Source organism: Neorhodopirellula pilleata, from assembly GCF_007859915.1.
In the GTDB taxonomy this organism is placed as follows: Bacteria; Planctomycetota; Planctomycetia; order Pirellulales; family Pirellulaceae; genus Rhodopirellula; species Rhodopirellula pilleata.
The window spans coordinates 397,234-411,664 of the sequence record NZ_SJPM01000001.1 but is presented as its reverse complement, the minus strand read 5'-3'; the positions used below and the strand labels follow the sequence as shown (position 1 = coordinate 411,664).

Genomic DNA, 14,431 nt, shown 5'->3' with positions numbered 1-14,431 from the left:
TTTCTCTATGAACTCGTTTCAATCTATCATCGAAAGTGTCGGCACGTATCTGCCGCCCAATATCGTCACTACCGCCGAAGTGCTCGAAGGGTGCGTCAGCCGAGTGCGGGTTCCGCTGGAGCGGCTAACGGGGATCAAGTCTCGGCATTTCGCCGAAGAAAAAGAGTTCGCGATCGACTTGGCGACCAAAGCGATCGACGATTGCCTGAAACATTCGCGAATCGCCAAGAACCAATTTGATTTGTTGATAAGCGCCAACATTTCCCGCTACGACGGCCTCAACGTCGTCGGATACGAACCGTCCACCGCCATCGCGCTCAAAAAACTGATGGGGTTCGATCAGGCGATTGCGTTTGATATCTCCAACGCCTGCGCGAGCATGTGGACGGCGGTTTACGTTGCCGACAAGTTCATCGCTTCGGGTGCCGTTCGCAATGCACTCGTTGTCAGTGGCGAGTATATCTCGCACCTGACACGAACGGCGCAGCTCGAGATCGACGGCTACATGGATTCGCAATTGGCATCGCTGACTCTTGGTGATGCCGGCGTCGCGGTTGCATTGTGCGGATCGCAACGCAGTGGCGAAGGCTTCAACGAACTGGACCTGTATACGCTGGGCGCTTACAGTCGGCTGTGCATCGCCAAACCGAGCGACAAACCTCACGGCGGCGCGGTGATGTATACCGATGCGGTGAAGGTTACCGCCGCGATCGTGCCCCACGCGGCCGCTCACGCCGTTCACACGCTCCGCCAATCCGGCCGTCATGTCGACGACGTGCAACACATCATTCCTCACCAAACGTCCCGAATGACCATTCGAGGTGCGCTGGATGAGATCGCCAAAGAGTTCGATTCCGATTGTTCGGCGCAGATGATTGATAACTTGGAAGTTCGAGGCAACACGGCGAGCACGACGCACTTCCTCGCCTATCGCGACCAAATCGACAACGGACGTATTCGTACCGGTGATCAGATCCTATTCGCGATTTCTGGATCGGGCCAAACGACCGGAACGGCGATCTACACGTGCAACGATTTGCCCGATCGCATCCGCGCGGCCAATGCCAACCAATCGGTCGATTCGGACGCACCGTCGAACCGCAATGGCGAACTATCATCGACGGACGATACGCACGACGAAGCCGCCTCGGTCGAATTGGCCATGGCAGTGCCGTTTCGTTTCGAATCCATCGCGACCGCCTATCCCAACAAATCGGAAAATACTCCGTCGACCCCGCCGGACACATTGGCGATGCTTTGTTCGGCCGCGAAGCAATGCATCGAACAGGGCGAGATTGATCGATCGACGATCGAGCTGATCATTTCCGTCGGCGTTTATCGCAGCGAATTCATGACCGAACCCGCGTTGGCGGCTTTGCTCGCCGGTGACTTGGACATCAACGCCGACCAACCCGCCGAAGATCCTATTAAGACGTTCGCATTCGATCTGCTTAACGGTTCGATGGGGTTCCTCAACGCTTGTCATCTGATCTGTGAAATGGGCCGGGCCGGCGAAATCGAACGTGCGATGGTCGTGGCCTCGGAAATTGAAAACAACGCGGCCTTCGATGGCAAAGCGAATTTGGGACTGACCGAGATGGCGTCGGCGGTCATCTTGAGCGAATCCGACGACGGCGAAACCGGGTTCCACGCATTTCATTTTGATCATTACCCCGAACACCAAGATGCCTACCATGTTGTCGCCAACCTGCGCAACGAGCTGGGGAAAACCTATCTGGAAACCAAGATCGAATCCGATTGGAAGGACAGGTTGATACCGGCGGTCGGCCAAAGCGTCGAGCGATTTTTGCAATCCCAAGACCTCTCGATCGATGATATCGATTGGCTATTGCCGTCTCCGATGAGCAACGACTTGCGAACGAAACTCGGCGACGAACTCGGAATCCCGGTCGAGCGGATGATTTTTGATGCCGATGCCACGACCGACGCCTTTACATCGGCCGTGCCGCTTGCGATGTTAGCGTCTCAAGGCCATCCCACGACCGGCCGTCACGACCGTCTCCCCGCCTCTGGCCAATGGGGTTTGCCCGCCTCCGGCCAATGGGGGTTGATCGTGCAACTCAGTTCGGGGCTCCAAGTCGGCTGCGCACTGTATCGTTTTTAACGGAAGGAATCACCTTGTCCGATCAAGCCGTTTCGTCGCCCGCTTCGTCAACGCCGGCTCCGTTATCCGCTCCTCTGCTGTCCATCGACGACGTATGCAAGGACTACCCCGACGGGAATGTGCGGGCCCTTGATCACGTCACCTTCGATATTCACTCGGGCGAATACGTGGCGATCATGGGGCCCAGCGGCAGCGGCAAGTCGACCCTGTTGAGCATCCTCGGAACGCTCGACCGGCCGACTTCGGGGACCGTTTCCTTCGACGGAAAGAAGATCGATGCGAGCACCAATCTCGACGAACTACGTTCCCAATTCATCGGATTTGTGTTTCAATCGTTTTACCTTTTGCCGACCTTAACGGCGCTCGAAAACATCCAAGTCCCGATGTTCGGTCGCGGCATGACGGGTGCCCAACGGGTGGACAAGGCCCGTCAATTGATCGAATCGGTTGGCATGTCCGATCGAGCCAAACACCTGCCCAAACAGTTGTCCGTCGGCCAACGGCAACGAATCGCGATCGCCCGTTCGCTCGCCAATGACCCCCGTTTGCTGCTCGCCGATGAACCGACTGGTAACCTCGACACGGTCACCGCCGACAGTATCTTGGAACTGTTTGCTCAGCTTCACGAGGAGCGGAAAATGACGTTGATCACGGTCACGCACAGCGAAGAAGTCGCCGATGCGGCTCAGCGGATCTTGCGGGTTCGCGACGGGAAAATTGAATCCGACAAGATGACCGGCCGGTAGACCGGTCGCCCGGTCTGACCACTTGGGCGAGGCATCGGTCATCTGGTAGGCTCACGGTTTTCGTTCCTTCGTGATTCTACAACCGAGATCCCAAAACCGATGGCCAAATCTCGTCCCAAAGACAACAACGACGACCAGATGTTGCTCAGCGGATTCGAGGAGGAAACGAAACCGGCCCCACACGCCCAAACCGATCGGCAAACTGAAACTGCCGCTGCAGCCCAGCAGACCGGTCGGGTCCGCGAGGCGTCACCACGCTCGCAAGCGGAAAACCCCGAACAACGGGCCGCCCGGCACGCCGCCGTGGCCATCGACGGAGGATCGCTGCCCGCGGTTTTGCAGCGTGAAATCGCACCCGCGGCCGACGAATCGATGCCCGATCTGACCGATCGACTCGTGGTCATCGTCGACGCGCACTCGTTGATCTACCAGGTCTTTCACGCCCTGCCCCCGATGACCAGTTCGGGCGGCCTGCCGGTCTCGGCCGTCTACGGGTTCGTCGGCGACATGTTGGAATTGATCCAGCGGAAACAACCGGACTACCTGATCGCCGCGTTCGACAAGTCCGAAGTCACCTTTCGCAACGAACTGTTCCCACAATACAAAGCCAACCGGGACGCGATGCCCGATGAACTGCGGCAACAAATCCCTCTCATCCGCCAAGCCATCGACGCGATGGGCGTCGGCATCATGGAACAAGGCGGATACGAAGCCGACGATCTGTTGGCAACCGTCGCCGCCAAGGTCGAAGCCGCCGGGGGACGATGCTTGGTTGTGACGAGCGACAAAGATTGCCGACAATTGATCACCGACAAAACGTTGATCTACAACATCCGCAAGAACGAAGAAATCGACGCCGCCAAGCTGCACGAATTATGGGGGATCCGCCCCGACCAAGTCATCGATTATCAATCACTCGTCGGGGATCCCGTCGACAACGTTCCCGGCATTTCGTTGATCGGTCCCAAGTTGGCCCAACAACTCCTCGAACAATACGACACACTCGAAGGTGTCTTAGATAATGCCGACAAACTAACCGGCGCGAAACGCAAACAGAACCTGTTGGAAGGTCGCGACAAAGCCATGCTCAGTCGCGAGTTGGTGGCGCTGAAGAAAGACGTCGAGTCGCCGATTCCTTGGAGCCGCAGCCTACGGTCATCGGCGGACTTGAAATTGCTCGACGCGCTGTTGCAAGAGTTCGGATTCCGCCGCCTGCGAACCCGCGCCGCCGAATTGCTGGGCGGTTTCGAGGGTGCCGGCGGTGCCGAACCGACGGTTGCCGAGTGGGTGACCGATTACCAAACCATCACCACGTCGGAACAACTCAACGAACTCGCTCGAACACTCGCCAATTGCCAACGCATCGCCGTCGATACCGAAACCACTTCGACACACGCGGTCGCCTGTCAATTGGTCGGCATCTCGGTCGCGTGGGAAATCGGCCGCGCCGCCTACATTCCAATCCGTGCGCCGCTGGGCGAAGCAACCCTAGATGAGTCCGTGGTCTTGGAGACGCTTCGGGAGGTGTTGGAATCTTCCGCGATCGAAAAGGTCGGCCATAACATCAAATTCGATGCGATCGTTTTGCGAACCGCCAACCCCGGCGTGCGTTTGCGTGGCATCACGACCGACACGATGATCGCCGATTACCTGCTGCATCCCGGCGGACGCAATCACACGCTCGACGACATGGCACTTCGCCGATTGTCGCACAAGACGACGTCGATCAAGGAACTCATCGGCACCGGCAAGAAACAAATCCGCATGGACGAAGTGCCGGTTGACGAAGTCTCACCCTACGCGAGTGAGGACGTCGATGTTCCGTTCCGTTTGGTCGATGCGTTGCGAGCCGAACTCGATGGCGAGCAATTGCGAGAACTTTATGAGACACTCGAAGTGCCCTTGATCGATGTGTTGGTCGAAATGGAATCCAACGGCATTCGGGTCGATGCGGCAACGCTGCAAGCGATGAGTGGTCGGTTCGAGAAAGAGATCGCCGACCTGAAGGCTCTCGTATTTTCCGCCGCCGGTCGCGAATTCAATATCGACAGCCCCAAACAACTCGGCGTGGTTCTATTCGACGAACTCGGGTTGCCCGTCATCAAGAAAACGAAAACCGGCATCAGTACCGATGCCGATGTGCTGGCTCAACTAGCGGTCAACCACGACATCGCAAATCATTTACTGCAGTATCGCCAAGCCACCAAGTTAAAGAACACTTACATCGACGCGTTGCCGCAATTGATTTGCCAATCCACCGGCCGGGTCCACACGTCGTTCCGCCAAGACGTCGCCGCAACGGGGCGACTCAGCAGCAGCGAACCAAACCTGCAGAACATTCCCATTCGCACCGAACAGGGCAAAGCGATCCGAGGCGCGTTCACCGCCGGGCACGAAGGCTGGGTCCTGATCGGAGCCGACTATTCCCAAATCGAACTCCGCGTGCTGGCCCATTACAGTGGCGACGAAGCGTTGATCCAAGCGTACCGCGACGATGCGGACATCCACACGCGGGTGGCCGCCGAGGTGTTCGGCGTCGACGAATCGGACGTCACCAGTGACCTGCGTCGGATCGCCAAGACGATCAATTTCGGAATCGTGTATGGCCAAAGTCCGTTCGGATTGGCCAAGACGTTGACGATCTCCAAAGACGACGCGCGCGATTACATCGAAAAGTATTTCCAACGTTACTCGGGTGTCGAAGCCTTCATGATGGAAACGCTCGCCCGCTGCCGCGCCGAAGGCTACGTATCGACGATGCTCGGTCGCCGCCGCGAAATTCAAGGCGTTCGTGATTTGGCGAGTTTGCCTGAGTCCAAGCGTCGCAGTCTGACCGAGGCCGAGCGGATTGCGATCAACATGCCGATCCAAGGAACCGCCGCCGATCTGATCAAATTGGCCATGCTAAAAGTCTATCGTGAACTTCAAGAAAGCGACCTGCAGGCGAAGCTACTGCTGCAAATTCACGACGAATTATTGCTCGAAACCCCCGCCGACGAGGTCGAACCGTTGACCGATTTGATCGTCCGAGCCATGTCAGGCGTCATGGAATTGGACGTCCCCCTGAAAGTCGACGTCGCGTCCGGTCCGACCTGGGCCGATTGCTAGAAGCTCAACATTGGTGGTCGATGAAAATCACTTGCCGAGATAAAATGGGTCTCCGGCGACCCACGCCCGCTCTCGTTCCGGCGGTTTTCCCAGCTTTTCGATGACCAGCCCCTTTCAATGGCAAACCCCCTTCAATGACAAATCCAGTACAAACCCCGCCCACCGACGATTTGCGAATCGGCGCCATCAAGAATCTGATGCCGCCGCGTGAGCTGATCGACGAAATTCCGGTCGAGCCGAACGTCGCCGAAACGGTCTTGGCCGGCCGCAAGGGTATCCAAGATATTCTCGAGCATCGCGATGATCGTTTGGTCGTGGTCGTCGGTCCGTGCTCGATTCACGATCCCGACGCCGCCCGGGAATACGCCGGATTACTCGCCGAACAACAAAAGAAAGTCAGCGACGACTTGCTGATCGTGATGCGGGTGTACTTCGAGAAACCACGCACGACCGTCGGTTGGAAAGGCCTGATCAACGATCCAAAACTCGACGATAGTTTCGAGATCAACTACGGATTGCGAACCGCCCGTGGATTGCTGCGCGATATTAACGCGATCGGCTTGCCGACCGGGACGGAATTCCTCGATTTAATCAGCCCACAATACGTCGCCGACCTGGTCGCCTGGGGTGCCATCGGGGCACGAACGACCGAAAGCCAAGGACACCGCGAACTCGCGTCCGGATTGTCATGCCCGGTCGGATTCAAGAACGGAACCAGCGGCAATGTGCAAATCGCCGTCGACGCCATTTGTTCGGCACTCCGTCCGCATCATTTTCTTTCGGTCACCAAAGACGGCACTTCGGCGATCTTCGCGACATCGGGAAACCCAGACTGCCATGTGATCATGCGTGGCGGCAAGCACACCAACTACGACGCCGCCAGCATCGACATGGCATCCGAACTGCTCGAGAAAGCCAACTTGTCGCCTCGCATCATGATCGACTGCTCCCACGCGAACAGTCGCAAGCTGCATAAACGACAACGTTATGTCTGTCGCGACATCTGCAGCCAAGTGGCCGACGGCGACCAACGCATCATGGGTGTGATGATCGAAAGCAATCTACTCGAAGGCAGCCAGAAGCTCGGCGATAATCTAGTTCGCGGGGTCAGCGTCACCGACGCCTGCATCGGCTGGAACGAAACGATCGAGATCCTTGCCGACTTACAAGCCGCCGTCGTATCCCGCCGTCAAGCGTAGGCTGGGTCGAAGCCGCTTCGGCGAAGCCCCGGCAATCATTAGCGATTGGCTGTTAGCGGTTAGCAATTGTCTATTAGTTGCAAGACATGCGTGCCTTCGATCTCGGCGGCTAGCTCTCCCGGACGCATGCGGCGTGTTGGTTTAGTTGTTTTGGCAACCCGCAGCGTGACGGGCTGTTGATTTAGTTTGCATCGTAACCCGAAGCGTGAGCGAGGAATACCTACAAAGGATTTATTGGCGTTCAATCCCTCGCTGACGCTTCGGGTTACGATTAAATCAACACGCCGGTGAGCGAGGGATACCTACAAAGAATTTAATGGCGCTGAATCCCTCGCTTACGCTTCGGGTTACGATTAAATCAATACGCAGCATGTGAGGTCGAGCAGCTTTTTGAAACCAGCTCTGATGGAGGCTGACCGCCGACTGCGCAGCAAAAACGCTTGCCGACCATACGGTCAACAAGCGTCGTTGTTTGTTTCCGAAATCACCGCAATCATTCAGTCATGGCCGACGCCACGACACCACGCGATCGAAAGTCAAGCCATCGACCACACGATCCATTCCGAACGGACAAACCGAATCGGGCAGGACTCCATGCAGGTAAGAAACCGTGAAAGTTTCGAACTACTTCAGCTCGACCGATCCACCGGCTTCTTCGACTTCGGCCTTGATCTTCTCGGCGTCTTCTTTCGAGACAGCTTCCTTGAGCGTGGCGGGCACGCCTTCGACCATCTTCTTGGCTTCCATCAGCGAAGCGCCGGTGATGTTCTTAACGACCTTCACGACGTTCAACTTCTTGTCGCCGAAGGCGGTCAAGACGACGTCGAATTCGGTTTGCTCGACGGCAGCGGGAGCACCGGCGTCACCGGCGGGAGCCATCATCACAGCGCCACCACCGGCGGCAGGCTCGATGCCGTGCTCATCCTTGAGGTAATCGCTCAATTCTTTGGCTTGCTTCAGGGTCATGTTGGCGATCTTGTCGCCGAGTTCTTTTGCTTCGGCGCTGTATTCAACGGTCGCAGTTGCTTCATCGGACATGTCAAACTACCTCAAAAACGAAAAAGGTGATTCGGGAATTTCGGAAACGGTAAGAGCAGAGGGATTGCGGGAAACGAAGAGGGACGGACCTATTCTTCGTCGCCTTCGCCCTTCTTTTTAATTTGGCTATTAAGCATTCGGCCGGGGCCGAGCATGGCGGCAGACAAGTTGGCACCTGGGCCTAGGATCTGTCCCATCAACATCGAGAGTTGTTCTTCGCGGCTGGGCCACTTGCTGATCGCCTTGACGGCATCTTGATCGAGGCCTTCGCCGTCCATCGCGCCGCCGACAGCAACAAACTTGCCGTACTTTGCGGAGTCTTTATCCAGACGAACCACTTCTTTGACCAGCGAGACGAAATCTTCGGCGCCCCATAGGACGGCGATTTGCCCGGAGGTACCTTCGAATGCCGGAGCGATCGACGAGCCTTCGGTGGCACGACGTGCCAGCGAATTCTTGACGACCATCATATTGATGTTTTTGGCTTCCAACTCGCCGCGAAGCTCGTTGGTTGTAATCGCGTCCATGCCGGAGCAGGTGACGGTAACCGCGTCGGTGACACCATCGAGACGACGCTTCAGGTCACGGGTGACCAGTTCTTTAACGTATTTACTCATGATTCTAGGTGGCAACTCGAACGCTAGGGGTCATCGTTGCACAGATGGCAACGCCTTTAATGTAAGTGCCCTTAACAGACTGGGGCTTCATGCCGGCGATGTAGTTCACGAACGCGGTGATGTTTTCTTCGAGCTTTTGCGACTCGAAGCTCATCTTGCCGACCATCGCGTGGACGTTGCCGCCCTTGTCGTTTCGGAACTCGACCTTACCGGCCTTGTACTCACCGACGACTTTGCCGACGTCTGCGGTGACCGTTCCCGCTCGGGGGCTGGGCATCAATCCGCGAGGACCGAGCACCCGTCCGAGAGGACCGACCAAACCCATCATGTCGGGAGCGGCGATACAAACGTCGAAATCGGTGTAACCGTCTTTGATTTTCTTGGCCAAATCGTCCTGACCGACCTCGTCCGCACCGGCGGCTTCAGCGGCTTTGGCTTGGTCACCCTTGGCGAAAACAACGACGCGTTGGGTCTTGCCGATACCGTGGGGCAAAACCAACGAACCGCGGATGATTTGATCCGCTTGGTTCGGGTCAACACCCAAACGCATATGAACTTCGACCGTCTGGTCGAACTTAGTTGCGTCGTAGGTCTTCAAGGTCTCGACCGCTTTGGGAAGCGGCTGGAGTTCCTTGGGTTGTTTAGCGAGAGCGGAACGATACCGCTTGGATTTCTTTCCCATATTAGTCACGACTCATGTTGTCGGGTGGTTTGGCGAGCACACACGGACCTGGGCCATTCGAAGGAGTGGCCAAACTGCCCGTCTAGCGGGTAGGTTGACAAGCATCTCGTGACGAACGAAATGCACTCGGTCGACGACACAGCGGCATGTTCTCCCACTGTTGTCTTCACCGAAGCAGTTTTTGCGATGTCTGCAAGTGCAATACCGCATGAAAAAACAGCCGCCTCGGCGATTGAAGGGGGGAGTTTGGCGAACCTAAGTCACTCAGTCAAGCTCAACTCAGCGCATTTGCGGGGATTTTTTTCAGCGGGTCTTACCCACGCTATTCTTAAAGCGGCAACGCCGCAAACAGACAAGCCCGGCGCGCAACTGCGTGTTGATTTAGTGAGCCGACGGCCTAGCGGCGTGTTGATTTAATCGTAACCCGAAGCGTGAGCGAGGGATTCATCACCATTAAGTCCTTTGTATGTATCCCTCGCTCACGCTTCGGGTTTCGATGAGGACTAAATCAACAGCCCGCTAGCCGCGGGCTTTACGGCAATTAAGCCACCATTCGGAACCCGTGGCTAGCGCCATCGGCTCACAAAAACTGACGAACGGACTAAATCAACACGCCGGCAAGCGAGTGGATTCGCTGGTATTGAAAAGACTGGAACGAATTCCCTCGCTCGCCGGGCTGTTGATTTAGTTCTCATCGAAACCCGATGCGTGAGCGAGGGATACTTAAAAAAGAATGAATGGCGTTGAATCCCTCGCTGACGCTTCGGGTTACGATTAAATCAACAGACCGTCGCGCGTCGGGCTTGTATCGATTGTTCTCAATCAATATCAGAAGCGGTGATATCTGATGCACAAAGGGGCCGCAGAACCTCGAACTTTCAATCAACATTCATTTCCGCGTCTTCGCGGCCTCTGCGTTTGCCCGCCCAGGCGGCGATTGGTACAGCCCTTGCATCATCGCTATGATGCTTCAATCGCGCTGTGCGACCTGCCGCATTGGCAAGGAATCTGTTTTTTTGAGAAGTTTTATGTCGCGATCCGTTTCCGAACACTCGTCTGCCGGTCCTCATCTTTCCGCCTCTCAACCGCCGCGCTGGCTGGTGGCGTTACCGGTCTATAACGAAGTGAACTACGTCGACGGGGTTCTTGATGAGGTTCTGCGGCACAGCGATCGAATCTTGGTCGTTGACGACGGCAGCTCCGACGGAACGACCGAGAAACTGAGGAGTCGCCGCGACGGCCAACCGGATCAAATCGACGTGATTCACCATGAACGCAATCGCGGCTATGGGGCGGCCTTGCGGTCGGCTTTCGAGTACACGCTTCACCATGGATATGCGGGCGTCGTGACGCTGGACTGCGACGGCCAACATCAACCGCACCGAATCCCACGGTTCATCGAAGCAGCCAAAACTGCAGACATTGTTTCAGGCAGCCGGTATCTGAAAAAATACGAGGGCGATGATGAGCCTCCCCAGGAAAGAATGTTCATCAATCGCCGGATCACCGCCGACATCAACGAGCGTCTCGGGTTCTCATTGACGGATGCCTTCTGTGGCTTCAAGGCCTATCGCGCCGAAGCGCTGCAAGCATTCAAAATCACCGACGACGGCTACGCAATGCCACTGGAACTTTGGGTGCAAGCGGCGGCGGCGGGACTGTCGGTTTTGGAGATTCCGGTTCCGCTGATTTATCTGGACCTGGATCGCTCTTTCGGCGGGTCGCTCGACCATGCCGAAACCCGCCTGAAGTACTACAACCAAGTCCTCGATTCCGCGATCGAAACAGTACGCAGCGAAGGACGACTGCCCGAGCGTATCGCGGCGAAGTCGTCTCATGCCTGAGGGCCACAAGACGCATTACTTGGCTAGCGAACACAACGCCCTGTTCGCCGGCGAGACGTTGGGCGTGTCCTCGCCCCAGGGCCGTTTTTCGGCGGATGCAAAAAAGATCGACGGATGCGTTCTGGCGTCCGTCCGGGCCGTGGGCAAGCATCTGTTCTACGAGTTCGAAAACGCCCGGATCGTTCACGTCCACCTGGGGCGTTACGGCAGCTTCGCAGTCCAAGACTCTCCGCCACGACCACCGCGTGGCCAAGTGCGAATGCGCTGGATCGGCTCGGCACAGACGTTGGACTTACGCGGACCGACGCAGTGCCGTGTCATTGATCACGAAACCCAAACCGAGATCTGTGAAAAGCTGGGGCCGGATCCTTTATCGGGCGGCAAAAAGTCGGATGTGTTTGCGAAGGTCTCCGCCAGCGGCAAGCCGATCGGAGGACTCTTGCTGGACCAGACGATCTTGGCAGGAGTCGGCAACATATTCCGCGCAGAGATCCTGTTTGAAATTGGAATGGACCCGAAGTTGCCGGGCAACGAAATCGATCCCTCACGATTCAACGATTTGTGGAAGTCGATGACGAAGATGATGCGGGTCAGCCTGAAACACGGACGAATCATCAGCGTCACGTCAAAAGAAGCCGGCAAGCCGCTGACGCAATTGGGCAATGACGAGCGTTTTCGTGTCTACGGAAAAACGCATTGCCCACGATGCAACGGCAAGATCAGCCAGGACAAAATCGCGTCGCGAAAAATGTATTTTTGCGAACGCTGCCAACGCGGAACGTAGGGATTGGCTATTGGCTATAAGACTGCCGGGTCTTCGCTATCGCTGCGACCCAGCCTACTTAGGGGACTTGTCGCAACTGCAAGGTGTCGATGATTTTGTCGTCGGCTAGGGCGTTGGTAATCACGCCCAACCACACACCGGAGGGACACCACTTGTTATTTCGCAGCCTTTCCAGCGCCGCTTGAATGGTGACCTCGGGATCATCGGAAAATTCCATCAGGAATGGCTCAACACCCCAAGGCAACAGCATTTGACGAAACGTGGTTTCCACATCGGTGAAGGCAAAAATCGGGATGCCGCGCGGGCGAAGTGCCCCCAACACGTAGGCCAAGAATCCGCTACGGGTGAACACCACGATTCCGGATTGGCCTAGGTCTTGCGCCAAGATCGCCGAAGAACGCAGCATCTTGGCTTTGGGTTCACGTAGTTGAATTCGCTGATTCAGTTGGCTGCTGACCGACGGTTCGATACTCAGCAGGATACTCTTGAGGACTTCAACAGATTCGACGGGATAGGCGCCGGTCGTCGTTTCGCCGGAAAGCATGACCGCGTCCGCTTGCTCGCGTACCGCGTTGCAAACATCGGAGATCTCGGCTCGCGTTGGGATCGGTGATTCGATCATCGATTCGAGCAGGTGCGTCGCGATGATCACCGGTTTGCCCTCGGCTTGGCAAGCTTGGACGAGTTCGGTTTGAACCAACGGTAATCGATGGAAATCGATTTCAATCCCGAGGTCACCTCGGGCAACCATGATCGAATCGGCCGCGCGGATGATCGCATGCATGTTCCGCACGCCGGCTTGCTCTTCGATCTTGGCAATGATCCTTGCGGGAGATCCCAAGGCGTCCAAGAACGCACGCAGCGCATGCACATCGTCGGCTTGTCGAACGAACGACAAGGCGACGAAGTCGATGCCCGCTTCGACACCGGCTCGCAAATCGTTCTTGTCTTTTTCCGTCAGCGCCGGCAGTTTGATTTCAATGCCCGGCAAGTTGATATGGCGTCGTGAACCGATCTTGCCCGGCGTCATCACCTTGCAAACGATCACGTGTTCGTCTTTGGACAGAATCTTCAATCGCATCAGACCGCTGTCGATCAACACGGTCGCGCCAACTTCGACGTCGCGCGGCAGCTCCGGATAGTTCACCGTCACCGACGGTACGTCTCCGACGAGATCCTCTTCACGGACACAAAGTCGCAGACGATCGCCGGAAGCCAAGACGATCGGTTCGCTAACCGGCCCGGTCCTAATCTCAGGGCCCTTCACGTCGATCATCACGGCCACATGACGTCCGACTTCGACCGAGACCTCTCGAATCCGCGCGACGATCTCACGGACCCAATCGCCCGTTCCGTGTGCCATGTTCAAACGCATGACGTCGACGCCTGCGACAATCAGCTCGGTAAGTTTTTCTCGAGATTCGGTCGCCGGCCCCAAAGTCGCAACGATCTTGGTATGCCGGTAGGCCGACATCGTCTTGGGAGAGGCTTCTTGATCGACCGCGGAAGCCTGGATGGCCACGGCGTTCGATTGGATTGGAGTATTCGATGGAGCCACGTGTTGATGCCGTTGCATACAAGAAAAGAAAGCGATCTGGGGACGCTGCCTTCCTATAGCGGTCCTTTGTCGCGGTGAACATGCCTGAAACGGCAACTGAACAAGAAGGTCTCGATTCTCGTCATGAAGCCATTGTTAGCTGCAGGTTTCTTCCTTTACCCGCGGGTTTCTTCGATTGCACATTGCGAGTTCAAACGATGACGGAGCCGGCGTAACCCGGTAGGCCCGCTTGCGGTCACTTGATCCAAACGCGATGCTGTTTGGTCGCCGATTCAGTGGGTGGGGTGATCGCTGGTGCTCGGGTTGGTCGGCTCCATTGGTGCCGGTCGATCTCGAACACTGGAGGAAAGTCCGGGCTCCACAGGGCAGGATGGTCGATAACGTCGACCGGCCGTGAGGTTAGGGAAAGTGCAGCAGAGAACAGACCGCCGAACGGTGGGTTCGCAAGGATCCATGCGTGGTAAGGGTGAAACGGTGCGGTAAGAGCGCACCAGCGGACGGGGTGACTCGTTCGGCTTGGTAAACCCCATCCGGAGCTAGACCAAACAGGGTGGATTGTCGAAGCGGCCCGCTTCGCCCGACATCCGGGTAGGTCGCAATTGAGGCGGCGAGCAATCGTCGTGCACAGATAAATGGTCACCGGCGGAGGTTGTCGGTTCGCTCTCGGAGCGGGCGGATGACCGAAGTTACAAAACCCGGCTTACAAACCCACTGATTCGGCTTTCCTCTC

At 56.8% G+C, this 14,431-nt stretch carries 11 protein-coding genes and 1 other RNA gene; 8 read left to right on the top strand and 4 right to left on the bottom strand.

Annotated features, from left to right (window positions below):
• Positions 1–7: 7 nt before the first annotated feature.
• The 4 genes from Pla100_RS01250 to Pla100_RS01235 all read left to right on the top strand — a co-directional run bounded on the left by Pla100_RS01250 (position 8) and on the right by Pla100_RS01235 (position 7,178).
• Entirely contained in the window at positions 8–2,125 is a 2,118-nt protein-coding gene (locus Pla100_RS01250) for a 3-oxoacyl-[acyl-carrier-protein] synthase III C-terminal domain-containing protein (protein ID WP_146575876.1), read from the top strand.
• A 14-nt stretch (positions 2,126–2,139) separates the two neighbouring features.
• Complete coding sequence (locus tag Pla100_RS01245) at positions 2,140–2,871, top strand: ABC transporter ATP-binding protein (protein ID WP_231602540.1); 732 nt, start codon at positions 2,140–2,142, stop codon at positions 2,869–2,871.
• Between the two features lie 99 nt (positions 2,872–2,970).
• On the top strand, positions 2,971–5,979 hold the full coding sequence (gene polA, locus Pla100_RS01240; RefSeq protein WP_146575874.1) for a DNA polymerase I: 3,009 nt from the start codon (positions 2,971–2,973) through the stop codon (positions 5,977–5,979).
• A 134-nt stretch (positions 5,980–6,113) separates the two neighbouring features.
• The gene (locus Pla100_RS01235; protein ID WP_146575873.1) at positions 6,114–7,178 is read left to right on the top strand and encodes a 3-deoxy-7-phosphoheptulonate synthase; all 1,065 of its coding nucleotides are present in this window, start codon (positions 6,114–6,116) and stop codon (positions 7,176–7,178) included.
• Positions 7,179–7,802: 624 nt separating this feature from the next.
• Here Pla100_RS01235 and rplL read toward each other — a convergent pair.
• The 3 genes from rplL to rplA form a co-directional block, all read right to left on the bottom strand.
• A complete protein-coding gene (gene rplL / locus Pla100_RS01230) occupies positions 7,803–8,216 on the bottom strand; it encodes a 50S ribosomal protein L7/L12 (protein WP_146575872.1) in 414 nt (137 codons plus the stop codon).
• Between the two features lie 89 nt (positions 8,217–8,305).
• On the bottom strand, positions 8,306–8,833 hold the full coding sequence (rplJ, locus tag Pla100_RS01225) for a 50S ribosomal protein L10 (protein ID WP_146575871.1): 528 nt from the start codon (positions 8,831–8,833) through the stop codon (positions 8,306–8,308).
• A gap of 4 nt (positions 8,834–8,837) precedes the next feature.
• Positions 8,838–9,515, bottom strand: a complete 678-nt coding sequence (rplA, locus tag Pla100_RS01220) for a 50S ribosomal protein L1 (protein ID WP_146575870.1) — start codon at positions 9,513–9,515, stop codon at positions 8,838–8,840.
• A gap of 120 nt (positions 9,516–9,635) precedes the next feature.
• On the opposite strand from rplA, the gene Pla100_RS01215 reads away from it, so the two are divergent.
• From Pla100_RS01215 to Pla100_RS01205, 3 genes are all read left to right on the top strand, one after another.
• A complete protein-coding gene (locus tag Pla100_RS01215) occupies positions 9,636–9,932 on the top strand; it encodes a hypothetical protein (RefSeq protein WP_197167620.1) in 297 nt (98 codons plus the stop codon).
• Positions 9,933–10,543: 611 nt separating this feature from the next.
• A complete protein-coding gene (locus Pla100_RS01210) occupies positions 10,544–11,359 on the top strand; it encodes a glycosyltransferase family 2 protein (RefSeq protein ID WP_146575868.1) in 816 nt (271 codons plus the stop codon).
• Entirely contained in the window at positions 11,352–12,143 is a 792-nt protein-coding gene (locus Pla100_RS01205; protein ID WP_146575867.1) for an Fpg/Nei family DNA glycosylase, read from the top strand. The genes Pla100_RS01210 and Pla100_RS01205 overlap by 8 nt, the downstream gene beginning before the upstream one ends.
• A 58-nt stretch (positions 12,144–12,201) precedes the next feature.
• On the opposite strand, the gene pyk is transcribed toward Pla100_RS01205, so the two are convergent.
• Positions 12,202–13,665, bottom strand: coding sequence for a pyruvate kinase (gene pyk / locus Pla100_RS01200; protein ID WP_231602539.1), 1,464 nt, complete (start codon positions 13,663–13,665; stop codon positions 12,202–12,204).
• Positions 13,666–13,973: 308 nt separating this feature from the next.
• Here pyk and rnpB point away from each other — a divergent pair.
• Positions 13,974–14,420: RNase P RNA component class A (rnpB, locus tag Pla100_RS01195), an RNA gene on the top strand.
• The last annotated feature ends 11 nt before the right edge of the window (positions 14,421–14,431 follow it).